This window comes from Streptomyces sp. LZ34, from assembly GCF_053890475.1.
In genome coordinates this window covers 2,229,233-2,252,861 of sequence record NZ_CM132680.1, presented here as the reverse complement: position 1 = coordinate 2,252,861, position 23,629 = coordinate 2,229,233, and the positions used below count along the sequence as shown (strand labels likewise).

At 73.3% G+C, this 23,629-nt stretch carries 19 protein-coding genes and 1 pseudogene; 9 read left to right on the top strand and 11 right to left on the bottom strand.

The genetic code is table 11. The annotated features are described in order from the left end of the window. Positions 1–2: 2 nt before the first annotated feature. From ACWY4P_RS08025 to ACWY4P_RS08015, 3 genes are all read right to left on the bottom strand, one after another. Positions 3–3,542, bottom strand: coding sequence for a phosphodiester glycosidase family protein (locus ACWY4P_RS08025; RefSeq protein WP_456209491.1), 3,540 nt, complete (start codon positions 3,540–3,542; stop codon positions 3–5). A gap of 304 nt (positions 3,543–3,846) precedes the next feature. After that, positions 3,847–4,266 (bottom strand): spore-associated protein A, encoded by a 420-nt coding sequence (locus ACWY4P_RS08020; protein ID WP_456209489.1) that lies wholly within the window; start codon positions 4,264–4,266, stop codon positions 3,847–3,849. Then, a complete protein-coding gene (locus ACWY4P_RS08015) occupies positions 4,263–4,724 on the bottom strand; it encodes a hypothetical protein (protein ID WP_456209487.1) in 462 nt (153 codons plus the stop codon). Before ACWY4P_RS08015 ends, ACWY4P_RS08020 begins: the two co-directional genes overlap by 4 nt. Before the next feature lie 322 nt (positions 4,725–5,046). On the opposite strand from ACWY4P_RS08015, the gene ACWY4P_RS08010 reads away from it, so the two are divergent. After that, the gene (locus ACWY4P_RS08010) at positions 5,047–5,982 is read left to right on the top strand and encodes a helix-turn-helix domain-containing protein (protein WP_456209486.1); all 936 of its coding nucleotides are present in this window, start codon (positions 5,047–5,049) and stop codon (positions 5,980–5,982) included. A 6-nt stretch (positions 5,983–5,988) separates the two neighbouring features. Here the strand turns inward: ACWY4P_RS08010 and ACWY4P_RS08005 are convergent, their stop codons facing one another. Beyond that, positions 5,989–6,405 carry a YchJ family protein gene (locus tag ACWY4P_RS08005; protein ID WP_456209484.1) on the bottom strand — a complete coding sequence of 139 codons (417 nt, stop codon included), beginning with the start codon at positions 6,403–6,405 and terminating at the stop codon, positions 5,989–5,991. 173 nt (positions 6,406–6,578) lie between these two features. Here ACWY4P_RS08005 and ACWY4P_RS08000 point away from each other — a divergent pair. Continuing rightward, positions 6,579–6,995: pseudogene (locus tag ACWY4P_RS08000) on the top strand (SMI1/KNR4 family protein); the annotation flags it as partial. Positions 6,996–7,496: 501 nt separating this feature from the next. On the opposite strand, the gene ACWY4P_RS07995 reads toward ACWY4P_RS08000, so the two are convergent. After that, positions 7,497–8,957: a mannitol dehydrogenase family protein gene (locus tag ACWY4P_RS07995; protein ID WP_456209482.1), complete on the bottom strand. Its 1,461-nt coding sequence runs from the start codon at positions 8,955–8,957 to the stop codon at positions 7,497–7,499. Next, positions 8,954–10,162 (bottom strand): D-mannonate dehydratase ManD, encoded by a 1,209-nt coding sequence (gene manD, locus ACWY4P_RS07990; RefSeq protein ID WP_456209480.1) that lies wholly within the window; start codon positions 10,160–10,162, stop codon positions 8,954–8,956. The genes ACWY4P_RS07995 and manD overlap by 4 nt, the downstream gene beginning before the upstream one ends. A gap of 95 nt (positions 10,163–10,257) precedes the next feature. On the opposite strand from manD, the gene ACWY4P_RS07985 reads away from it, so the two are divergent. Genes ACWY4P_RS07985 through ACWY4P_RS07975 form a run of 3 tightly spaced genes read left to right on the top strand, consistent with a single transcriptional unit; the run spans position 10,258 to position 11,951 of the window. After that, positions 10,258–11,016, top strand: coding sequence for a GntR family transcriptional regulator (locus tag ACWY4P_RS07985; RefSeq protein WP_456209478.1), 759 nt, complete (start codon positions 10,258–10,260; stop codon positions 11,014–11,016). After that, on the top strand, positions 11,016–11,315 hold the full coding sequence (locus tag ACWY4P_RS07980; protein WP_456209476.1) for a PfkB family carbohydrate kinase: 300 nt from the start codon (positions 11,016–11,018) through the stop codon (positions 11,313–11,315). Before ACWY4P_RS07985 ends, ACWY4P_RS07980 begins: the two co-directional genes overlap by 1 nt. Positions 11,316–11,342: 27 nt before the next feature. Next, entirely contained in the window at positions 11,343–11,951 is a 609-nt protein-coding gene (locus tag ACWY4P_RS07975) for a sugar kinase (protein ID WP_456212850.1), read from the top strand. A 61-nt stretch (positions 11,952–12,012) separates the two neighbouring features. Here ACWY4P_RS07975 and ACWY4P_RS07970 read toward each other — a convergent pair whose 3' ends face one another. Then, the gene (locus ACWY4P_RS07970) at positions 12,013–12,537 is read right to left on the bottom strand and encodes an N-acetyltransferase family protein (protein ID WP_456209475.1); all 525 of its coding nucleotides are present in this window, start codon (positions 12,535–12,537) and stop codon (positions 12,013–12,015) included. 50 nt (positions 12,538–12,587) lie between these two features. On the opposite strand from ACWY4P_RS07970, the gene ACWY4P_RS07965 reads away from it, so the two are divergent. From ACWY4P_RS07965 to ACWY4P_RS07955, 3 genes are all read left to right on the top strand, one after another. Then, on the top strand, positions 12,588–13,163 hold the full coding sequence (locus ACWY4P_RS07965; RefSeq protein WP_456209473.1) for a helix-turn-helix domain-containing protein: 576 nt from the start codon (positions 12,588–12,590) through the stop codon (positions 13,161–13,163). Positions 13,164–13,337: 174 nt separating this feature from the next. Beyond that, a complete protein-coding gene (locus ACWY4P_RS07960; RefSeq protein ID WP_456209471.1) occupies positions 13,338–15,065 on the top strand; it encodes an ABC transporter ATP-binding protein in 1,728 nt (575 codons plus the stop codon). After that, entirely contained in the window at positions 15,062–16,768 is a 1,707-nt protein-coding gene (locus tag ACWY4P_RS07955; RefSeq protein WP_456209470.1) for an ABC transporter ATP-binding protein, read from the top strand. Before ACWY4P_RS07960 ends, ACWY4P_RS07955 begins: the two co-directional genes overlap by 4 nt. Before the next feature lie 75 nt (positions 16,769–16,843). Here the strand turns inward: ACWY4P_RS07955 and ACWY4P_RS07950 are convergent, their stop codons facing one another. Both ACWY4P_RS07950 and ACWY4P_RS07945 read right to left on the bottom strand, forming a co-directional pair. Next, a complete protein-coding gene (locus ACWY4P_RS07950; RefSeq protein WP_456209468.1) occupies positions 16,844–17,755 on the bottom strand; it encodes an aminoglycoside phosphotransferase family protein in 912 nt (303 codons plus the stop codon). A 17-nt stretch (positions 17,756–17,772) separates the two neighbouring features. Beyond that, the gene (locus ACWY4P_RS07945) at positions 17,773–18,378 is read right to left on the bottom strand and encodes a DUF4291 domain-containing protein (RefSeq protein ID WP_456209467.1); all 606 of its coding nucleotides are present in this window, start codon (positions 18,376–18,378) and stop codon (positions 17,773–17,775) included. Between the two features lie 92 nt (positions 18,379–18,470). On the opposite strand from ACWY4P_RS07945, the gene ACWY4P_RS07940 reads away from it, so the two are divergent. Continuing rightward, entirely contained in the window at positions 18,471–19,202 is a 732-nt protein-coding gene (locus ACWY4P_RS07940) for a DUF429 domain-containing protein (protein ID WP_456209465.1), read from the top strand. 320 nt (positions 19,203–19,522) lie between these two features. On the opposite strand, the gene ACWY4P_RS07935 is transcribed toward ACWY4P_RS07940, so the two are convergent. Further along, entirely contained in the window at positions 19,523–20,731 is a 1,209-nt protein-coding gene (locus ACWY4P_RS07935) for a transglycosylase family protein (protein WP_456209463.1), read from the bottom strand. A 2,049-nt stretch (positions 20,732–22,780) separates the two neighbouring features. After that, the gene (locus ACWY4P_RS07930) at positions 22,781–23,590 is read right to left on the bottom strand and encodes an SAM-dependent methyltransferase (protein ID WP_456209462.1); all 810 of its coding nucleotides are present in this window, start codon (positions 23,588–23,590) and stop codon (positions 22,781–22,783) included. Positions 23,591–23,629 lie beyond the last annotated feature (39 nt).

The following is a 23,629-nucleotide window of genomic DNA, read 5'->3' as shown; positions in this document are numbered from 1 at the left end:
CACTACCCCGCGGTACGGAGTTGCTGGGCCGTGACGGTGAAGCTCGCCTTCGCCACGGCCCCGTTCACCGTCACCGAGAGGGTCGCGGACCCCGGGCGCAGCGCGGTGAGCCGGCCCGTCGTCGGGTCGTACGCGGCGACGTAGCGCGGCCGGTGCCGGGCGTCGTCCGGGTCGCCGACGAAGAGGTTCGGCGATCCGGTCCAGTCCGCGCTCACCGGGAAGCCGACCGGCACCCGGCGGGGGTTGGCGCCCTCGCCCTGGAGCACGGTCGCGGTGACCTCGGCGTGCTGCCCGGCGGGCAGTTCGGCCGGGGCGGTGACGGTCAGCCCATCTACGTGTGCCCTGGTCTGTACGGACACCCAGTCGGGCCCGCCGGTCCACGGGGCCTGCCGGGCGCGGGCCTGCTCGTGCCGGGAGACCCGGTCGACGCCGACCATGGACCAGCCGGTGAAGCCGCCCTGGTCGGGCGGGGTGGCCGGGTTCTTGCCCGAGTTGCCGTTGATCAGATACGGCACGCCGTCGACCCGCGAGGCGTGGAAGGTGCCCACATGGCCGCCGATGAACGCCGCGCCCTTGCCGGTCGTACGGCGGAACTGGGCGAGCCAGCCCTCCAGCAGCGCGGCCTCCTTGCGGTCGCCGAGCTGGCTGCCCTGCTGCGGGGTGGGGTCGCGCGGGGGCACATGCTCGATCACCATCACCGAGCCGACCTCCGGGTCCTTCGCCGCCGCGTCGAGCTGGGCGCGCAACTCCTGGATCTGGTCGAATCCGCCGCCGCGCAGGCTCAGGCTGGAGGTGTCCAGGGTGATGAAGCGGGTGCCTCGGTGGTCGAAGACGCGGTGCGCGGGGCCGAATTCGGACTCGAAGTTGTCGATCTTCCCGCCCATTACCTCATGGTTGCCCGGCACGTAAGTCCAGGGCACGGCGTCGCCCAGCTCCTCGGTGAGGACCTTGCGGGCGAAGGCGAGGTCGGCGGGGGAGCCCTCGTCGACCAGATCGCCGTCGATGACCAGGAAGTCGGGGCGCGCCGCCTTGATCTCGCGCAGGGTGCGGCGGGCCTGGGCGACGATCGCGCTGTCCGGGTCGCGGGCCACGAACTGGGCGTCCGACATCACCGCGAACCGCCAGTCGCGGCCCTCGGCGCGTGCGGCGGTGGTGATCAGCGGGTCCGGATAGGCCGTCTGGGCGGGCAGGTCCACGGCGGGCGGGACCTGCGCGGTGAGGTCGTCGATGGTGATACGGCCGGTGTACTGGCGGGTGGCGCCGGTCTCGGCGAGATAGAAGCGGTTGACCTTCAGCGGATACGAGACCCCGGCCGGGACGGCGAAGTCGACGTGCCGCCAGCCGGTCCAGGTGACATACGGGCCGCGCAGCAACTGGTCGGAGCCCGCCGCGTCCTTGAGGTGGAGCGTGGGCCACGCCCCTTTGCCGTCCCCCTTGATCCACAGGCCGAACGACTGCGGCTGGCCCTCCACGGCGATCTGCTGCGGCGGGCTGACGTACGCGGCGCGGGTGGCGGTGGACTGGGTGAAGTCGTAGGTCAGCTCAAGACCGGTGGTGCCGCTGTGGCCGTCGGGCGTGGCCGCGATCGAGCCGGAGGCGCGGGCCTGGCTGAACGTCCACTGCGCGGCGTCGTCGAAGGCGGCCTCCTGCCGCTCGGTCAGCCCTACGGTGACCGCGAGCCGGGTGGTGGTGCCCGCCACGGTGACCTTGACCTGACCTGCGCCCTGTCCACCGTGGGCCTTGACGGTGAAGTCCCCCGAGTCCTGGTCCGGGGTGATGTCGAAGAGGTCGTGGTCGTAGTCGAGCCGGACGTCGGACGGTTCGACGGGCGCGCTGGTGCCGTGCGCGTCCAGGCCCACCACCCCGAAGCGGCCGGTGGCCTCGGCGTCCTTCAGGCCGATCAGCCGGGTGGTGGGCTGGATCCGGTCCAGGTCGTCGAGGACGGTCAGCTCGATGTCGCCCTTCGCGGCTCCCCGGCGGGCCGTGACCGACGTGTCGCCGCTGTGCCGGGCGGTGAAGGTGCCGTCGGCGTCCACCCGCCCGATGTGCGGGTCGGCCGAGCGCCAGGTCGGAGCGCCCTCGGCGGGTCCGTACGTCTCGTCGTATCCGGCGGCGGTCAACTGCCGGGTCAGCCCTGGGAAGACGCGCTCGGGGTGGCCGCCCTTGACGGGGTCGACGGTGGGCGCCGCTCCGGCGGCGGCCGCGGTCTCCACCCAGAAGCCCTTGAGCCGGCCGCTGCCGTCGGGGGCGGTGAACGCCAGGCCGTTGGGGACGGTGCGCTCGCTGCCGTCGGACGGGCTGTTCTCCACCCGCGCCGTGTCGCTGCCGGGCGCGCGGGCCACCAGCGTGGAGGAGCCGCCGCCGTCGAGGTTGAGCGCGCTGTAGGCGCCCGCGTCCTTCATCATCACGCCGAGTTCGGTGAGCGTGACGCCGCCGCTGTCGGCCTGCCGCCCGTCCACGGTGAGGACCCGCATCGTACGGCCGTCGCGGGAGAAGCCGACCGCCGTGCGCGGGGCGGCGGTGTTGTTGCCCTCGCCGTCGTGGCCGACCGCCTTGCCGTCCACGACCAGCAACTCCCGGCCGCTGACCGCCGTGTCGGGCACGTCGCCGCTGTCGGGGCGCGGGTGGTACTCCCACGAGACCGCGTCGCCGACGGCCAGGTTCGCCAGCGCGTCGGCTCCCGCGTCGCGGCCGATCAGCAGCGTGGTGCCGGGGGGTATCGCGCCCTTGCCGGGCGCGGTGGCCACGGAGGTGACCTTGCCGTCCACGACGGCCACTTCGGCGGTGCGCTTCGTTCCGGCCCCGTCGACGGTCTGGGCGCGGTCCGCCTCCCCCCACTGGGCGGTGTACGCGCCGATGCCCTGGGCGGGCACATTGGCCGAGTTGAGCGCGGCGAGCGGGTGCGGGCCGTCGGGGAGGGTGAGCGTGCCGTCGAAGTACAGCTGGAGGACCCGGCCCGCGGCGCCGGGCCCGATGCCGACCGCGCGGCCCCCGGCCGCGCCGGACGAGGCCGAACTGACCACGCGGCCCGCGCTGATGCCGGTTCCCTCGGGCGCGCCGGTCTGGTTGATGTCGAAGAAGTCGCCGTTGATGGCGGCGACCGTACGACGGCCCGGCCCCGGGTCGTGCTCGGCGGCCAGCTTGGAGACGGTGTCGCGGGCGGCGACCTGGCCTGGGTAGAGGTAGTCGACCTTCGTGCCGCTCGCCAGGTCCACCGACAGCGAGTCGACCCGCAGCCACTTGTCGGACTCCAGCCGGTCGTACGAGGTCAGCTCGGTCCCGGGGGCGACCGGCCGCGAGCTGCGGGCGGTCTCGATCCCGTCGCCGTCGACGACGGACCGCACCGCGGCGCCGTCCCGCCCGCGCGCACCGCTGGCGGCCGGCGGCGCGACGGGCCGCAGCATCTCGGCGGAGGACCGGGGCAGCGGCTCGGGAGCGGGGGAGGGGGTGCTGTCAGCGGCGGCCTGACCGGCGGCGCCCAGCAACAGGGCGGACACCGCGGCCAGCACCGCCACGGGTCTGGCGAGAGCGACAGGGGGCACGGCAACTCCAGGGAACCCTCGGCTTCGCGTGGTTCACACGCACAGCGCCCCAGCATCCCGGGGGGAGTTGACCTTGCGCCAGGAGTCGTCGGCAACATCCTGGGAAACATCGCGGCGCGCGACCCCCGGGGCCCGCCGCGTGGGGGCCCCGTCCCGGACCCCGGTCCTCAAGCTCCCCCGGCTACCGCTGGGCGGGGGTACCTCCCAGCGGTAGCCGGGGGCGTCCCCGGGCGGGCTGATTTCAGCCCGTCCGGGGCTTGCGGACACGCCCGGAGGGCGTCCGCTTGAGCCCTGTGCCTGGGGGTCAGCCGCAGTGGCCGGGGCCTCGCGTGACCGACTGGCTGCCGATCGTGCCGCTGAAGGCGATGCAGGTGTTGCGGCCGCTGACATACACCGGGCCCGCGTAGCTGGTGAAGTAGCCGTTGTCGACGTCGCCGCCACCGTCGGCGGTACGCGACACCCAGACCTCCATCCAGATGGCCGCGCCCGGCGCGTTGCGCACCGCGACGGCGCAGTTCTTGCCGGTCGAACCGTTCCAGGTCAGGAACAGCGTGCCGGCGTCGCCGATGGCGGCCGATTCGACCACGCCGTAGCCCGCACCGCACACGCCGTTGTACGAGGCGGCGTGCGCGGTGGTCGAGGTGGCCACCATGCCCGCCGCGGCCAGGACCAGTGCGCCGGCGACGGTCGCGATCCGCTGGGCGGAGCGCGGCGGGCGCCTCATCGCACGACCGCCGACGCCGTCGGGAGCGCGTCCTCGGCGGCCGCCAGGGCGCCGCAGTGCCCCCAGCCGGAGTTGCCGGACCAGGAACTGACCTGGCCGTTGAAGAGGACGCAGGTGCCACGGGCGTCCAGGTATACCGGGCCCGCGTACTGGGTGTAGTCGCCCTCGTCCCACACCCCGGCGTTGTCGCTGGCCCGGAAGAGGCCCACATACATGAACTGCCGTGTACCACTGCCCGACTTGGGGACTGTGTAGGCGCAGTTCTTACCTGTGGCGCTGCTGTAGTACAGGTACGTGTAGCCGGAGTAGAACTCCAGCGTGTCGATCTTCGTGCCGGCGCAGATGGCGGCGGCGTGGGCGGTTCCCGCGCTGCTCACCACCAGGCCGCCCGCGCACAGAGCCAGCGAGGCGGCGGCGGTGACGGCACGCCGTACAGCTCCATGGAACTGGAAACGCACGGTGGTCCCCCTTAGTCGTGCTTAGTCGTGGAAGAAGAACGATCCGGTGCGAGCCGAGTCTGGCGTCGACTGTCTCCGCGGGCGTTAGCACTCCGTGCAGTCTTCGTTGGCATACCGCGCAGGCGGTGCGGGCCGTGCTCGATGTCTGGCGCTTTGACCGACAACAGCCTGTACGCAGCCTTGTCCCGGCCGGGATCATCTCTACGTGCACAGGTCGACTGGAGGGGAGTCGGGCCAGGGGCGGTCGGGCGCACCGGGGCCACTGGTGTCGCTGTCCACCGATGGAGTGCCACCGCGGGACCGGCTCGAGTGGTGGCGGCACATGATGGAGAACGATGTCATGTCCGTGACGCTGACCAGCGACCGGACGAACCCTTTCCGCGGGAGAGTCCACGCTGTCGACCTGCCCAGTACCCGGGTGGCGACATTCTCCTTCTCACCGTTGTCGGCCCGTCGTGGACCTGCCCAAATCCGGCGCCACGACCCGGAGAACTACTTCCTGTTCCTGGTGCAGGGCAGCATGATCCAACTGGAGCAGTCCCGCAACGTCGCCTGCCTCACATCCGGTGGCATGGCCGTTTTCGACACGTCTCACCCGCTGGCCGCCGACTTCCCGAGCCAGGATGGCTGCCGGCATCGAGTGAGCCTGATGCAGTTGCCCAGAACCTCCCTGCCGCTGCCGTTCGACAAAATGGACCAGCTGCTGGGCAGATCTCTCGTCGCCCGATCTCCCGCAGGGGTGCTGCTCGGCCACTTCCTGTCCGGCTTCCCGGACAGTGCCGCCCACGGCGGTCTCGCGGAACTCCACCGTATGGGCACGATCGGTGTCGATCTGGCCGCTGCCTTCTTCGCGGCCCTGCTCGACGTTGGTGACGCCCTGCCCGTGGAGACCCGCGAGCACGTGCTGCTCGTACGCGTCAACGCGTTCATCGATCACAACCTGGGCGATCCCGAACTGCGGCCGGCCGCCATCGCCGCGCACCACCACATCTCCGTACGCACGCTGCATCTGCTGTTCCGGACGCAGCCCGGGACGGTCAGCGCCACGATTCGACGCCGCCGTCTGGAACGGTGCCGGACCGACCTCATCGACCCGCGGTTGAGGCACCGGACGATAGGCGACATCGCCATCCGGTGGGGATTCCGACACCTCGCGGACTTCAGCCGCGCCTTTCGCGCCGCTTATGGAACGGCGCCCAGCGACTTCAGAAACTCGGTCTTCCGGCGGTCGCCCGGGGAAACGGGCTGTAGTCCGTAGCGCGGCTCAGGCGTCGATGACGCCGTCGAGGTAGACCCAGTCCCCGTCGTGGCGTACGAACCGGCTGTTCTCGCGGAGTTCCCCGGCCCGGCCGTGCTCGGTGTAGTGGGCGCGGAACTCGACGGTGCCGGTGGTGTGGAACGCGCTGCCCTCGGTGGTGCCGAGGACGTCCAGACCCTGCCAGCGCAGCGCGGGGTCGAAGCCGACGCGGGGCGGCCTGGTGTCGGGGTGCCAGCTGCGCAGCAGATACGCCTCGTCCCGGCGGACGAAGGCGCTGTAGCGGGAGCGCATCAGCTGCTCGGCGGTGGCCGCCCGGGTCTGCCCGTGGTGCAGTCTGCCGCAGCAGTCGTCGTAGGCGGCGGGCAGCCCGCAGGGGCAGGGGGCCGGGCGGGGCGGCTGCGGGCGTCGTGCGCGTCGGGACATGGCCCCATTGTGACGGGGCGCGCTCCGGTGTCCGCCCCGGGGCCGGGGGCTGAGGGGAGGCTGTGGCCGGTCCGCTCTGTCACCGCCCACTGCGATGATGACCGGCGGTACCGACAGGAACGGGAGCACGACATGGTTGAGCGGGCCGCGCGGCGGATCGTCGAGGAGATTACATGGAGCGGCGTGCCGCGATCCTGGGGCGGCCCGAGCAACTGCCGCCGCCCGCGTCCGCCGCCGCGCTCGACGAGGCCGAACGCCGCATCGGCCAGCCCCTGCCCGCCGACCTGCGGGCGCTGTACTCGATCGCCGACGGCGACGGCATCGGCTTCGAGCACCGCTACCTGCTCGGGGGGAATGCCTGGTTGGCGCTGAAGGGCCTGGTCGCCGTCCATGCCGGCCGGCGCGAACCGAGCTGGTGCAGCTGGGAGCTGGCCTGGCACTCGGTCGTCTTCGACACCGACCCGGCCGACACCGTCCGCCGCTGCGGCGGGCACCCGGCCTGGCTGCCCTTCGGCAGCGGCGAGGACGGCAACTACCTGGCGGTGGACCTTGCCCCGGCCCGGAACGGCCGTCCCGGCCAGGTGATTCGCATCGGCCGCGACTACGACGCCGGCCCGGCCTACGTCGCCGACTCGATAACCTCGCTGCTCGGCCACCACCTGAAACTGCTGGAGCGGGGAGCCTACGAGAAGGACGACGGGTACATCTCCCTGCTGGAGCCCGCCCGCCGTCTCGGCCCCGAGAGGATCGTCGGGCGACCTCTCCCGGGCCACCGTCCGCGACCTGGCCGTCCTGGCCGACCTGCCCGACCTGCGCTACCTGGCCCTCACCACTCAGCAGTGGACCGAACTGCTGGACGAGGGCGAGGCCCCGCCCATCCTCGCCGCCGCCCGTCTGGCCGACGAGGCGACCCTCGACGAGGCCACCCTCGACGATGCCCTGACCTGGTCGGCCCGCCTCGGCCTGAACACCAGGGACGCGTTCCGCACCACCGGCACCCTCATCAGGCCGTAGTCAGCCGCAGCGGCGCGACATCGGCGGGCAGGCCGGCGACCGAGCGAGGGGAGCCGGGGGAAGGGCGGGCACGGGTGTCAGCGCGGCCGGGCGGCCGGGGAGTTCAGCTCCCGGTTCACCGCTTTGACCAGGGCGGTGTCCTCCGCGAGGTCCTCGGCGCCGAGCAGGAGCAGCAGTGCGCGCAGGGCGTCCGGGACCGGCCGGTCCCAGGCGCGGCGCAGTTGCTCGGCGGCCGGGTCCTCGGCGGGGGTGTCCCGGGTGGCGCGGGCCCAGGCGGCGAGCGCGGCGGCCAGCTGGGGGGTGTCCTGGCCGGTGGCGCGCAGTTCCCGCAGCGGGGCCAGCCACCGCTCGGGGATCTTCAGCGATCCGTCGGCGGCGATCTGCCGGATCCGGTGGTGCATCGCGGGGTTGGCGAAGCGGCGTACGAGGCTGTCGACGTAGCCGGGGATGTCCAGGCCGTCGGCCGGGGGCAGGCTCGCGGCGGCCTCCGCGCAGAAGGCGCGGACGGTGTCCTCGCCCCACCCGGTGGCCATGACATCGGCCACCGTCTCGCAGCCGGCCGCCAGGCCCAGATAGGCGAGGAGCGAGTGCGAGCCGTTGAGCAGCCGGAGCTTGGTGAGCTGGTACGGGGCGACATCGCCGACGAAGCGCGCGCCGCCGGCCTCCCAGCGCGGTCGGTCGGCGGTGAAGGTGTCCTCGAGTACCCACTGGGTGAAGGGCTCCGCGGTCACCGCGCCCTCGTCGCGCAGGGTCAGGGCGCGGGCGGCGGTGTGCAGGTCGCCCTCGGTGGTGGCGGGGACGATGCGGTCGACGACGGTGGAGGGGAAGGCGACCGAGGTGGCCGTCCACTCCAGCAGGCGTTCGCGTTCGTTCCATCTGGTGGCGGCGAGGAACTCCCGTACCAGGCGGCGTACGACCGCGCCGTTGCCGGCCATGTTGTCGCACGAGACCACCGACAGGGGCGCGCCGCCGGAGCGCAGCCGGGCGCGGAGGCCGTGTGCCAGCTGTCCGACCACGGTCGCCGGGGTGGGCGCGCCCGTGAGATCGTCACGTGTCAGCGGGTCGGCCAGGCCGAGGCCGCCGGTCGCGGGGTCCCGGCGGTAGCCCTTCTCGGTCACGGTGAGGGTGACGACGGTGACGTCCGGGGAGGCGAGCAGCTCGGTGAGGCGGGCGCCGTCGTCCGCCGCGTGCAGCACCTCGGTCACGGTGCCGACGACGCGGGTGACCGGCCCGTCGGGGCGGCGCTCGGTGAGCGAGTACAGCCCGTCCTGGGGACGCAGCGCGTCCACGACGGTCCTGCTGCGCTGGGTGACGCCGGCGATTCCCCACCCGCCGCCGGCGGACGCCTCGGCCTGCTCCGTATAGACGGCCTGGTGGGCCCGGTGGAAGGCGCCGATGCCCAGGTGGACGAGGCGCGGCCGCAGCGCGCCGCGGTCGATCGCGGGCCGGCTCGCGGCGGGGACGGCGCGCAGGGTGCTGTCGGACAGCCGTTCCCCGGTGGGGGCGGGCGTGGCCTGGTCGCGGGGTGTGGCGCTCACCAGTCGTGCACCGACCCGTCGGTGCGGCGGCTCACCGGCAGGTACTTGGGGTCGTACGGGAAGCGGGCGGCCGCCTCCTCGTCGAGTTCGACGCCGAGGCCGGGAGCGTCGGAGGGGTAGAGGGCGCCGTCGCGCAGCTCGTAGGCGGGGCGGAACACCTCGTGGGTGAGCGGTTCGTGGCCCATGTACTCCTGGACGCCGAAGTTGGGGACGGTGACGTCCAGGTGGATGTTGGCGGCCAGGGACACCGGTGACAGGTCGGTGGCCCCGTGGGAGCCGGTGCGCACCTGGTAGAGCTCGGCGAGGTGGAAGATCCGCCGCAGGTGGGTGATGCCGCCGGCGTGGACGACGGTGGCGCGGATGTAGTCGATGAGCCGCTCGGTGATGAGCTGCTGGCAGTCCCAGATGGAGTTGAACACCTCGCCGACCGCGATGGGGGTGGTGGTGGACCGGCGGATCTGGCGGAAGGACTCCTGGAGTTCGGCGGGGGTGGGGTCCTCCATCCAGAACAGCCGCAGGTCCTCCAGCTGGTGGCCGAGCCGGCCCGCCTCGGTGGGTGTCAGCCGGTGGTGGACGTCGTGCAGCAGATGGAAGCCGAAGCCGAACCGCTCGCGGACCGCGGTCAGCAGGCGGGGCGCGAAGTCCAGGTAGTCCTCGGTGGACCAGGTCTGTTCCTGGGGCAGGGCGGAGGCGGCGGGTTCGTAGACCACTCCCTTGCGCACCCCGTAGCTGCCCGGCGAGCCGGGGACGGCGGCCTGGGCGCGGATCGCGCGGTAGCCCAGGTCCTGGAAGCGGGCGACGTCGTCGAGGAGTTCGGGGATGTCGCCGCCGCTGGCGTGGCCGTAGACCATGGCCCCGTCGCGGGCCCGGCCGCCCAGCAGGTCGTACACGGGCATGCCGGCGACCTTGCCCTTGATGTCCCACAGCGCGGTGTCGACGGCCGCGATGGCGGTCATCGTCACCGGGCCGCGGCGCCAGTACGCGCCCTTGTAGAGGTACTGCCACATGTCCTCGATGCGGGCGGGGTCCCGGCCGATCAGCAGCGGTACGAGGTGGTCGCGCAGATACGAGGCGACCGCGAGCTCACGGCCGTTCAAGGTCGCGTCACCGAGTCCGGTCACGCCGTCGGACGTGGTCACCTTCAGCGTCACGAAGTTGCGGCCGGGCGAGGTGACGATGACCGTCGCCTCGGTGATCGTGGCCATGTGCTGCTCCTAGGGTGCGGGGTGGAGTCCAGCTCATTGGTCGACTACCATACAAGTATTGCGGTCGAGTGGGTCAAGGGACGGGAAGGGGCTCGATGGCACCGGTGGAAGGACTGCACGCGGCACGTTCCCGGGGGCGCAACACCCGGCAACTGGTCCATGAGGTGCTGCGCTCGCGCATCGTCGGCCTGGAACTGGCGCCTGGGGCGGCCATCTCCGAGAACGAGCTGGCGGCCGAGCTCGGCGTCAGCCGCACCCCCGTGCGCGAGAGCCTGATCCTGCTCGCCGACGAAGGTCTCGTCGACATCTATCCGCAGATGGGGACGTTCGTCTCGCGGATCCGCGAACGGGACGTCGCCTCGGCCCAGTTCATCCGGGAGGCGCTGGAGCGCGCGGCCCTGCGCGACGCGGTGGGCCGGGCCACCGAGCGCGACATCGCCGACCTGAAGGCGCTGCTCGCCGCCCAGGAGGAGGCCGACCGGCGGACCGACCGGGAGGGCTTTTTCCAGCTCGACGAGGAGTTCCACGCCCGGCTGATGGCCGTCAGCGGACACGGCTCCGCCTGGCCGGTGGTCAGCCAGGCCAAGGCCCAGCTCGACCGGGCGCGCCGGCTGTCACTGCCGCTGACGGCGCAGATGACCCTGCTGGTCGGCCAGCACCGGGCGATCGTCGACCTGTTGGACGCGGGTGATCTGGACCGGGCCGACGAGGCGCTGCGCTCGCATCTGCGGCTGGTCTTCAGCGATGTGGAGAAGATCCGGGCCCGCCACCCCGAGCTGTTCAGCGACCAGGAGGCGCCCGTCCGGCCGCGCCGCGAGACCGCCCGGCGCGGCGGCTCCCGAAGGGAGGCCTGATGCGGGCACCGGCCGGGCGGGGGAGCGGCCAGGGTGTGGTCACGCTCGGGGAGACCATGGCGCTGCTCGCGGCCGAGCGGGTCGGGCCGTTGCGGCATGTGCCCAGCATGTCGGTGGGCATGGGCGGGGCGGAGAGCAATGTGGCCGTGGCGCTGCGGCGGCTGGGCACCCCCGTCACCTGGATCGGCAGGGTGGGCGCCGACTCCTTCGGCGAAGTACGGGCGGTCACCGACCCGGCCGCCGCCACCGGGCTGATGGTCAAGGAGCGGCGCACCTCGCGCTCCCTGAGCGTCTGGTAGTACCGCGCGGGCAGCGCGGGCTCCCGGCTGCGGCCCGAGGACATCGCCGAGGAGACCGTCGCGCGGGCCGCCCTGCTCCACATCACCGGCATCACCCCCGCGCTCTCGGACTCGGCCGCCGAGGCCGTACGACACGCCGTCGGACTCGCCCGCCGGCACGGGCTGACCGTCTCCTTCGACGTCAACTACCGTGCCAAGCTGTGGTCCCGCGAGTCCGCCGGCAAGCAGCTGCTGGACCTGGTGCGCGGCTGCGATGTCGTCTTCGCCGGGCGGGAGGAGGCCACGCTCTTCGTGCCGGATGACGACGATCCGCTCGCCCTCGCCACCGCCCTCACCCGGCTGGGCCCCGCGCAGGCCGTCATCAAGCTCGGCGCCGACGGGTGCGCGGCGGTTGTGGACGGCGAGCGGCTGTGCGTCCCGGCCGTCCCGGTCGACGCGGTGGACCCGGTGGGCGCGGGAGACGCCTTCGTCGCCGGCTATCTGGCCGAGCTGCTGCGGGGCGTGCCGGCCCGCGCCCGGCTGGAGACCGCGGTGACCACGGGCGCCTTCGCCTGCACCGTCTCCGGAGACTGGGAAGGCATGCCGACCCGCTCCGAGCTGACACTGCTCGGTGCCACGGAGGACGTGGTTCGCTAAGAGTGTCCGGCGGATCTTGACGCCTGTGGTGGCCGTGCGGCGGACCCCGCCTGGCCTCACCTCACGAGCGCGCCTGCGCCGACAGAGGCCGTTGCATGAGCAGCGTGTCGACCCAGCGGCCGTGCTTGTGGCCCACGGCGGTCAGCCGGCCCGCGTCGGTGAAGCCGAAGCGGCGGTGCAGGGCGGCCGAGGCGTCGCTGCCGGTGTCCGCGATGACCGCGATCATCTGCCGTCGCCCGGCCCGGCCGGCCTCGGCGATCAGGGGGCCCAGCAGGGCGGTGCCCAGCCCCCGGCCGGTGGCGTCGGGGGCGAGGTAGACGGTGTCCTCCACCGTGTACCGGTACGCGGGCTTGGGCCGCCATGGCCCAGCGTACGCGAACCCCGCCACGGCGCCGGAGAGTTCGGCTACCAGGAAGGGCAGGCCGCGGCCGGTGAGATCGTCGAGGCGCTGCTCCCAGTCGGCGGCGGAGCGGGGGGTCTCGTCGAAGGTGGTCACGGTGTGGCGGACGTAGTGCGCGTAGATGTCGGCCACGGCCTTCAGGTCGGCGTGGACCGCCGGCCGGATGGTCGCTTCCGGGGGTGTCATGGTCGCGGTGCTCTTTTCGCTATAGAGGAAGTAGTTGTTATTATAGGGGAATGCTGGATCTCGCGACCCTGGGCGCCCGTGTGCAGGGACTGCGGCACGAGCGCGGCCTGACCCTTCAGCAGCTGGCCGGGGCGGCCGAGGTGAGCGTGAGCATGCTGTCCTCGGTCGAGCGCGGCCAGAAGGCGCCCACGGTCCTCGTCCTCGCCCGCATCGCCGACGGGCTCGGCGTGCCGCTCGCCGAACTCGTCGCTCAGCCCGAGGACAGCCGCGTCATCGTGCGCAGGGCGGCCGACCAGGACACCGTCGAGGAGCCCGGAGGGTGGCGGCGGACCGTCCTCACCCCCGTGGTGCCCGGCGTGAACTTCGAGTGGATCCGCACCACCCTGCCGCCCGGCTGCGACGCGGGCCGGTTCCCCGCGTACGCCCCGGGCTCCCATGAGTTCGTCGCCGTGGAGTCGGGGACCCTGCGGCTGACCCTCGCGAGCAGGACAGTGGAGCTCGACGCCGGGGACTCGGTGTACTTCGCCGCCGACGTTACCCACGCCTACGCCAACCCCGGGCGCGTGCCGTGCACTTACCATGTCGCAGTGCTCATCATGCGGCCTCGCGCGGCACAGCCCCGTTGACGAGGCGACGGTGACGAGGCCCCGTTGACGAGGCCACGGTGATATTCGATTGCCGCTCGGGCGCGCCGCCTGCTCTACTCACCACCGGCAGGTCCGCCGATCGAGGAGGCACAATGAGGCACACGTTCATGTCCATCCACATCTCCCCTGCCATCCGCGCGAAGGACATGACGTTTGTCGACCTCATCGACCCTGCCCGCCGCAAGGAGGACGACCTCCGGTAGGCACGTTCTCCGTTTCCTCCTGCCAGGCCGCGGCCCCGCCGTACTCCTGGCCCTGACCATCACCGCCGCCACCGCCCTGCCGCTGGCGGCACCCCAGTTCACCCGCCGGCTCGTCGACGGCGCGAGCGCCGGCGACGACACCCGCACGCTCACCCTCACCGCGCTGGGCTACCTCGCCCTGGCCGTCGCCGGGCAGGGTGCCCGCACCGTCACCGCCTGGCTGGCCGGCAAGGCGGCCTGGGACGGCACCAACCGGCTGCGTGAACACCTGGCCGAGCACACCCTCGGCCTGGACCTGGCCTTCCACGGCCGGCACACCCCCGGCGAGCTGATCGAGCGGGTGGACGGCGATGTGTCCGCCATCGCCGACTTCGTCGTGGCGTTCCTGCTGGACGTCGTGGCCGGGGTGCTGCTGCTGTGCGGAGTGATCGCGGTGGTGTGGGCGGTCGACCCGCGCATCGGCGCGGCCCTGCTGGCCTACTGTGCGCTGATCGGCCTCGGCATGGTCCACGCACAGCGCCTCGCCGTACCCTCCGCCACCCGCGCCCGGGCGGCCGACGCCACGCTCTTCGGCTTCCTGGAGGAACGCCTCGCCGGAGCCGAGGACCTGCGCGCCAACGGGGCCGGCGAGCACACCGTCCGCCGGTTCCACCAGGCCGGCGCCGTGCTGTGGCGCACCGGACGGCGCGCCAGCGCGGTGGGCAGCTCCGTCCTGGCCGCCACCAGCGTGGCGTTCGCGGTCGGCACGGCGCTCATGGCGGGCCTGTCGGGCACCCTCAGCATCGGCACCGCGGTGCTGCTGTTCCAGTACACGCTGATGGTCCGCACCCCGTTCGAGCGGCTGATCGACCAGCTGCGCCACTACCAGACCGCCCTCGCCGGAGTGGCCCGCATCGGTGACCTGCTGGCCGAGCGCCGCACGCTGACCGTCCCGGCCCCCGCCGAGGAACTGCCCGCGACCGGGCCGCTGCGGCTGGAGCTGGACGGCGTCGACTTCGCGTACGACGGCGAAGACGGCGAAGAGGGCGAGCCGGTGCTGCGCGACATCACCCTCACCCTCGCGCCGGGCGAGACGCTCGGCCTGGTCGGCCGCAGCGGCAGCGGCAAGACCACCATCGCCCGCCTGGTGGCCCGGCTGTACGACCCGTCGGCGGGCGCCGTCCGGGTCGGCGGCCTGGACCTGCGCGAGGTGGACACCACCTCGCTCCGCGACAGGATCGCCGTGGTCACCCAGGACGTGCAGCTGTTCGCCGCCGACGTCCGGGACAACCTCACCCTGTTCCGCCCCGGATACGAGGACGGCCGGCTGAGGGCCGTCCTGGCCGAAGTGGGGCTTCCCGACTGGGATCTCGACGCCCCGCTCGGCAAGGTCTCCGCGGGCCAGGCGCAGCTGCTGGCCTTCGCCCGGGCCCTGCTCGCCGACCCCGGGCTCGTGGTGCTCGACGAGGTGTCCAGCCGGCTCGACCCGGCCACCGAGCGCCACATCGGCCACAGCACGGCCCGGCTGCTGACCGGCCGTACCGGGGTGCTCATCGCGCACCGGCTCGAATCGCTGTCCCGCGTGGACCGGATCGCGGTCCTGTCCGACGGAAAGGTCGTCGAGCACGGCAGGCGGGAAGAGCTTCTCGCCGACCCCGCCAGCCGGTTCGCGCGGATGCTCGCGGGGGTGCGCCGATGAGCCCCCTCGCGGCGGTGACCGCCACCCTGGTCCGCTTCGATCTGCGCCGCTACCTCATCGGCGGCCTGTTGTGGATGCCGGCCAGCGCGCTGCCGCTCGTCGGCGGGCTGATCCTCCAGCGGATGTTCGACCATCTCACCGTGGGCCGGGTGCCGCTGCTGCTGTGCGCGGCCTTCGTGGGGGTGGAGCTGGTCCGCGGCCTGACCATCGTCATCGCCTGGACGTACGGCGACTACTGGTGGAGCGCGGCGGCGGCCCTGCTGCGGGGCAATGTGCTGCGCTCGATCCTGAGCGGCAAGGGGCGCGTGCCGCACTCGTCCGGTGAGGCGCTCGCCCGGCTGCGCGACGACGCGGCCGACGTGGTCGAGTTCGTGGACGAGTCGGTGCCCCTGGCCGGAGCCGCGCTCTTCAGCACCGCCGCGCTGGCGATCATGGTGTCCATCCACCCGGCCGCCACCCTGGCCCTGATCGTGCCCGCCCTCGCGATCGCCGTGGCGAGCCGGCTGCTGAACCGGCTGACCGGGCGGCTGCACCGGCAGGCCGCCGTGCGCGGCGCGGCCGTCACCGGCCACCTCGGCGAGATTTTCAACGGTGTGCTCGCCATCAAGACCGCCGGGGCCGAGAAAGCGGCGCTGGAACGGCTGCGGGCGCACAACCGGCTGCGCCGCGACGCGGCGGTCAAGGACCGGCTCGCCACCGACCTGCTGGCCACCGCCACCGGCGCGAGCGTTGAGATCAGCGTCGGCCTGGTGCTGCTGCTGGCCGCCCCGGCCATGCGCCGCGGCGAGTTCACCGCGGGCGACCTGGCGCTGTTCACCACGTACATCGGCTGGCTGACCGCGCTGCCGCGGACCGTCGGTTCGATCCTGGCCCGGATGCCCCAGGCGGCCGTCTCCACCGAACGGCTCACCCGGATGACCGGCCCGGACGACAGCCTGTCCCGCGACACCGGCGTCTGGTTCCACCGGGATTACCCGGCCGCGGTCCCGGCGGCCCACGCCGACCCGCTGAAGACACTTCAGGCGCGGGGGCTGGCCGCCCGGCACGGCCTGTACGGGGTGGACCTGGAGATCGAACGGGGCACCCTCACCGTGATCACCGGGGCGGTCGGCTCGGGCAAGACGACGCTGCTGCGCACCCTGCTCGGGCTGGAACCGCCGGTGGCCGGCACGATCCGCTGGAACGGCAGACCAGTCGTCGACCCCGGCGGCTTCCTGGTGCCCGGCCGGGTCGCGTACGTCGGCCAGGTGCCGCGGCTGTTCTCCGCCACGCTGCGGGAGAACCTGCTGCTCGGCTGGGATCCCGGGCACATCGAGCGGGCGGTGGGGCCGGCGGCGTTCGACCGCGACCTGGCCGCGCTGCCCGAGGGCCTGGACACGGTGGTCGGCCCCCGGGGCATGCGGCTGTCCGGCGGCCAGGCCCAGCGGGTGACCGTCGCCCGGGCCCTGGTCCGCTCGCCCGACCTGCTGGTGGTGGACGACCTGTCCTCGGCGCTGGACGGGGAGACCGAACAGCTGCTGTGGGGGCGGATCACCGGCGTCGCCACGCTGCTGGTCGTCTCCCACCGGCCGGCCGTGCTGGCCCGGGCCGACCAGGTCGTCGTCCTGGACCGGGGCCGGGTGGTCGGCCGCGGGACGCTGGACGAACTGCTGGAGAGCTGCCCGGAGATGCGGCGGCTGTGGTCGCGGGAAACTCTGGAATAGCCGCATAGCCGCATAGGCGATTGGCGGACGGCCGGGCGGTGCCCGGGGCGGGCGGGTGGCGCGGCGGCGCCACGGTCAGCCGCTTCGCTCCGGGCCGCGCTCGTGGTCCGCCAGCACCTCCCGGATCACATGGCGCGCGTTGGCCGCGATCCCCGGGTTCGTGTGCTGGTAGTACGGGAGTTGGATGAGCGCCATGGACAGGGCCCGGCCGCGGCCGCGCGCCCAGGTCGCGTCGTCGGCGCCGACGGCCGTGCGGAAGCCGTCCCGCACCTGGGCGGGGAGGAGGTTCCAGGCGGCGATCAGATCGCAGGCGGGATCTCCCACGCCCACGGTCGCGAAGTCGATGACCGCGCTCAGCCGACCGCGGTCGACCAGCAGATTGCCGGGCATCAGATCGGAGTGGACCCACACGGGCGGGCCGGACCACTCGGGCGCCTTCAGGGCCGCCTCCCACGCCGCGGTGGCGGCCCGCGTGTCAATGATGCCGCTCAGTTCCCCGATCGCGGTGCGGGTTTCGGCGTCCTGCGTGGCCAACGGCCCGCCCCGGTAGGCGGCCGGGCCGTCCGCGAGCTCGATCCGGCGCAGCGCGGCGATGAACGCCGCCAGGTCCGCGGCGAGCCCGGCGGGGTCGGCGAGGCGGCCGGCGACCGGGTTCTCGCCGTCGAGCCAGCGGTGGACGGACCAGGGCCAGGGGAAGTCCTCGGCGGGCAGCCCTTCTCCGAGCACCACGGGGATGTCGAACGGCAGCAGCGGGGCGAGCCGCGGCAGCCACCGGTGCTCGAACTCCACATCCCCCACGAGCCGCTCGGCGAGGGGGAGCCGCACGGCCATCCCGTCGCCGAGCCGGAACATCGCGTTGGACGTGCCGTCCGACGGAAACCGCTCCACGGGCAGCTGCGCCCACTGCGGGAACCGCGCGGCCACCAGCCGCCGCACGAGCGGTACGTCGATGTCGAACTCGTCCGCGTGCATCCTGCCCGCGCTCATCAGCGGTCTCTCCTCACTCAGCACGCCACGGGCGCGCGTAGATGGTTCAGCAGCTCGTCCCCGGCCGGGTACGGGCGCTCCTCAGGCAGCAGCTTCGCGGCCGCGTCGAGTTCGTCCCGGCGCACCAGGGCGTGGATCTCGTGCGCCAGCGGGGTCACATCGGTGATCGAGACCGTCCACTCGTCCGCGTAACGGCGCGCCGCCTCGCCCGAGAGGCCGAGCTGTAGCGAGCGATACGGGAACGGCCGCAGCCGCAGATCGCGCTCCGGGTCCCACTGGACGCGCGCGGGGGCGGCCTTCAACGCCCGCTTCCAGGCGGCCTGGTCGGGGTGGAGCCCGCGCTCGTAGTGCGACAGGCACGACCGGCCCAGCGCCCAATCGAACCCTTCGCGGGTGATCTCGACGGCCAGGACGGTCTCCTGTCCCTCCTTGGCGCCCCAGCCGCAGCGGTACATCATCCACAGGAACGACGGCTTGATCCAGGTCATCCGGTCCCGCTTCCAGGCGGCCGGGAAGCGGCCGTCGCGGGCCGCGGGCAGGCCGAGGTGCGGAGCGTACGCCTGGTAGACGGTGACCGTGGACTCCGTGTGGAGCGCGCGGATCCGATGTCGCGGTTCTTGCATGGCCACCAGGGTGGCGGGCACCGGCCGTCGGCGGCCAGCGAATTACGGCGGTGCCGGGCGGCGAGGCCGGGCCGCGTGGTCAGATAGGGCGCATGGGTTCCGAAAGCGACTTGTCCGACACCTCTCCCGCCGGCGGAGACGCGACCCCGCATGTCGTGGGGGTGGACGCCTGCCCGGCCGGCTGGGTGGCGGTGACCCTGCGCGGCGGCCGGTTCGCGGGCGCCGACATGGATCCGGCGCTGGCCGCGCTGCTGACGCGAGTGCCGGCGGCCGCCGTGGTGGCGGTCGACATGCCGTTGGGGCTGCTGGAGGCGGGGCGGCGCCGCGCGGACGAGCTGGCGCTCGCCCGGGTGGCCCCGCACCGCTCGCGGGTCTTCCCGGTGCCGCCGCGCCCGGTGTGGGAGGAGTCCGGCTACGACGCGGCCAACGAGTGTTGCCGGCGCCTCACGGGCTTGGGGCTGTCCCGCCAGTCCTGGGGCCTGGTGACGAAGCTGCGGGAGGCCAACGCCTGCCGCGAGGGCGGTGAGCGGCGCCTGTACGAGGTGCACCCGGAGGTCTCCTTCGCGGCCATGAACGGCGGCCGCCCGGTGGCCTGGAGCAAGAAGAGCTGGAACGGCCAGGCCCAGCGGCGGCGGCTGCTCGGCGAGCAGGGCATCACCGTGTCCGACGAACTCGGCCCGGCGGGCCGGGTCCCGCCCGACGACGTCCTGGACGCCGCGGCGGCGGCCTGGAGCGCGCACCGGATCGCCCTCGGCACCGCGGCGAGCCTGCCCGACCCGCCCGAGACGGCGCGCGACGGGCTCCCGGTCGCCATCTGGTACTGACCGGATGAGGTGGTATAGGTCGGATCCGGCCGGCATCCTCCGATGCCGACCGGATCCGTTACGGGGCGAAGCGTGGGAGTGAGTGAGCCGAAGGGGCGCGCCGCCCGCGCCGGAGGCGCTGATGTGCGCTGTGAAAGGGAGAGCGCGCGGAGGCCCTGAGGTACGAAGGGCCGAGGCTGCGATCGATATGCGGCTACCGCCGCGTGGTCGACCGTCGACAGTGGCTGAGGCGCCCCGGAGGCGAAGCGAGCTCCGTAAAAGGAGGGGGCCGCCCGGCCCCCTCCTCCGGGCGGCCTCCCGTTAGCCGGTCCGGCCAGGTGTCAGACGGCGACTCCGCGTGAGCGCAGATACGCGACGGGGTCGACGTCCGAGCCGTAGCGCGGGCCGGTGCGCACCTCGAAGTGGAGGTGCGGTCCGGTGGCGTTGCCGGTGGCGCCGGAGCGGCCGATCCGCAGGCCGGCGTCCACCGTCTGTCCGGGGCGCACCGCCAGCGAGGACAGGTGCGCGTACTGGGTGTAGAGGCCGTCCGAGTGGCGGATCACCACCTCGTAGCCGTAGGAGCCGCCCCAGCCCGCGGTCACCACGACGCCCGCGGAGGCCGCGCGCACCCCGGTGCCGACGGGCACCACGAAGTCCACCCCGGTGTGGTGGCCGCTGGCCCAGCGCGGGCCGCGGACGCCGTAGGACGTGCCGACCGGGCCGCTGACCGGGGCCACATGGCGGCGCTGGGCGGCGGGCCGCCGGGCGCCGTGCGCCGAGGTGTCCGACGTGGTGGCCCGTCCCTTGCCGGCCTGTTGGTGGCTACTTCGCGCGGAGCGCGGCTGCTTCGCGTGCGGCTGCTTCCCGTGCGCCGCCGCCGTGCGCGCCTTGCCGGTGCGGGAGGGGAGGGCGAGCCGCTGACCGGGGTAGATCTTGTCCGGGTCGGGTCCGATGGTGCTCCGGTTGGCGCGGTAGAGCGACTTCCAGCCGCCGCCCACGGACTTGCGCAGCGCGATGCGCGACAGCGTGTCCCCGGGCGTCACCCGGTACGGCCCGGAGCCGGTGGCGTGCCGCCGCGGGGCGGGGGAGTGGTGGCCGGACCCCGCGGACTGGCCCGACCCCGCGGAGTGCTGGGAGCCGCCGCGGCTCGCGCCGGCCGCGGGCCGGCTGTCGCGGGTCAGCCGCCCCCGTACCGAGCAGACCGGCCAGGCGCCCGGACCCTGGCGGCGCAGCACCGCCTCGGCCACGGTGATCTGCTCGGCCCGGGTCGCCAGATCGGCCCGGGCGGCGTACCTGGTGCCACCGAAGGCCGCCCAGGTGTGCTGGGAGAACTGCAGCCCGCCGTAGTACCCGTTGCCGGTGTTGATGTCCCAGTCGCCGCCGCTCTCGCACTGGGCGACCTTGTCCCAGGTCTCCGAGGGGGCCGCGGCGGCCACATCGGCGCCCAGGAACGGCAGGATGATCCCCACGCTGCCCGCGGTGAGGGCGGCACACAGGGGCGAGATCCGGCTGGGCGGTGCGGAACGGCGGTGACTTCCTCGTTGGGCCATGGGCCTGTTCCTCTCCACGAGCGTTCGACTCGCCCACCGGCGGCCCCGGCGGGCTGTACGAGTACCGCAGCCGGGCGCCGCAGGTCACAAGGCGCAGGGGGCCTCACGGACCGCCGCGCGCCGTCGAACGCCACCCCTGGGGAAGCTGATGCTCCCTCAGCCGTGCACGGCAAGGCGCGTGGAGGGCGGGGGGCGCACGGCTCGGCCCGGCGCGGGCGGCGGCCTGGACGCGGTGGGTGCTCGCCGCGCCCCGCTCGGCGCCGGGGCCGAGGTCCGGCCGGGCCCGGGCCCGGCGGGAAATGATTCTTTCCCGGTGCGGACGGGCCGGGTAATCCGCGGGATTGGTTTACCGGCCCTCCCTCGGTACCGCAGGCCGCGGTGAGGGACGAAATACGCGCGGTGCGGGGGAGACCGGGTGCCGCCGGGGCCGGCACTCCGCCGCCGCCCGGAATCCGCCGGCCCCGTGCCGGGCCGGTCCCCCGCTCCCGCCGTGGGGATCCGGCCGGGAGGGGAGGGGAAAAGCGCGGCGGCCCGGGCGGGCCCACCCGTTGGAGAGCGGGAGAGAAGCGGGAGGGAAGCGGGAGAGAGAAGAAGCCGCGAAGAAGAGGAGAAGGGGAGAAGGGGAGAAGAAGTACGGATGCGTCCTGGGGACGGTGGCGGTCGGGCCTGGGCGTTCGCCCCGGCCGTGGCCCTCGGGTGACGCACCGCATGTGAAGGGACGTCGCGCTTGTTTCGACGGGTCGTCATCGAGTCGCGGCGCACGGCATATCGAGATCCAGGCCCGACGGTGACCCGTTCCGCCCTGGGCGGATGGATTTGCGGTCCCTGGTGCGGGGTTTGATCGCAGGGCCCGGTCCTGGAGCGGAGCTTGTCGTACGAGGCGGTTCGTATATCGACTATCGACGCGGACTGTGAGTCGACCCTTCGCGGAGGTATGCCTGTGCGGCTCCGTCGCGCGGAGGGCACCGGCCCGGTTCGGGGCCTGGGGCGGCGCCTCCCCGTGGGCGACGAGCCATGCCGGGTCGCCGCCCGCGGGCCCGCTCCCTCCTGGGGGTATGGATGTGCGGCGCGCCGTGTGGGGCCGCCGTGCGGAGTTCCCGCCTCCGGCCCGGGCCCGAGGGGGAGCGTGGGCTGCGCGGCGAGGCCCGATATCGACGTCGCCGGTGCCCCGAGGGCGGGGCGTCCCTTCTCATCCGTATCGATTTAAGGCTCCCCGATGTGCGGACTCCGCCCCGGCCAGGGGCGCGGGATGGAGTCTCCCGGCTGACGGGTTCCTTACCGGCCGGATGGATTTGCGGCTCACCGCGCGGCGTTCGGCCTCCGGGCCGGGCCTGAGACGGAGGCGGAACCCGCCGCTACGCGGCCGGTCCGTAAAATCGACCTTGCGCGTGAACCGTCCCTTCTCGGCCGTGGTGATATCCGCTCTGCCGTGCGAGGCTCGGCCCCCGGTCCGCGGCCCGGGGCGGAGCCGGTGCTACGGGCCGGAGCCGCAAAACGATGCCGCCCGCACGGGGCGGGATGAGGGGCGGGATAGGGAAAGATCCGCCGCACCGCCGTGCTTCTCCCGAAAAGGCGATCGCCGCCCCAGGGCCGGAAACTGGCGGAGAATCAGGCGGTCCACGTATAGCGGGAGGCGCGCCGCCGCGCATACCATGTCAATCACATCGACTTCCTCCGCAGACCGCCCGCCGCGGCGGCTTGTGAATAACCAACTCTCCCCGCCGCCCAGTCGGGACCCCGGAGGGCATCGGTCCCTCTTTATCCAGGGCCTCGTCCGCCGGTGATCGGCAAGGGCCCGCGACCGGGCTCGCACCGCCGGGGGAGCGCACCGCGCCTACGGCGTACGGCGGTCGCCGCCGCTCGCCGCCGTACGTGATGTGTCGTATCCATGCGTACGTCATGCCGCTGGACGCCCGACCGGGGGGCGCACGCCGCGCCGTCGCATGCCGCCGACCGCCTGTCGAACACCGGACAGCACCTGCTGACCTGCTCGCCCGCTGCCGGGGGGCGGCGGCGGGCGGTGTCGGCGTTCGGTACCACGCCGCAGGCTCAGGGCTTGCGTGCCAGGCCCGCGTAGACGGTGACCGGCGGGCCGTCGGGGGCGAGTTCCTCCTCCTCGGCGCCCGGCCGCCAGCGCGAGACCAGGACCGGCGCCGGGCCGACGGGCTCCAGGCCGTGGAAGAACCTCGCCACCTCCGCCCGGGTGCGTGGCCGCAGGGTCACACCACCCTCGCGGTACAGGGCCACGACCCGCTCCGCCTCCTTCTCGCTGCCGTCGGAGGTGGCGTGGGAGAACACCAGGTGGCTGCCGGGGGCGAGCGCGTCCATCAGGCCGTGCACCAGGTCGTAGGCGCCGTCCTCGTCCGGGATGAAGTGCATGAGCGAGATGAGGGAGAGGGCGACCGGCCGGCTCAGGTCGAGCACCTCGGCGGCCAGCTCGATGATCTCCCCGGGTTCGCGTACATCCGCTTCGAGGTAGTGGGTGGCCCCCTCCGGGGTGCTGCGCAGCAGGGCTTCGGCGTGGCGCAGCACGATGGGGTCGTTGTCCGTGTAGACCACGTGGGAGTCGGAGGCGATCCGCTGGGCGACCTGGTGGAGGTTGGGCTCGGTGGGAATCCCGGTGCCGATGTCGAGGAACTGGCGGGTGCCGGCGCGGGCGAGCCACTCGGTCGCGCGGTGCATGAACAGGCGGTTGATCTTGGCGGAGTTTCTGACCGAGGGGTCGATGTCGAGGACTTGTACGGCCAGTTGTTCATCGACGGGGTAGTTGTTCTTGCCGCCGAGTATGTAGTCGTAGACGCGGGCCGGATGGGGCCTGCTGGTGTCGATTCTGGTGGGCTCGGGCCCGGATGCTGACATGAAAGCGCTCCATGGGGGTCGGCGCGACAGTTCGGGGGT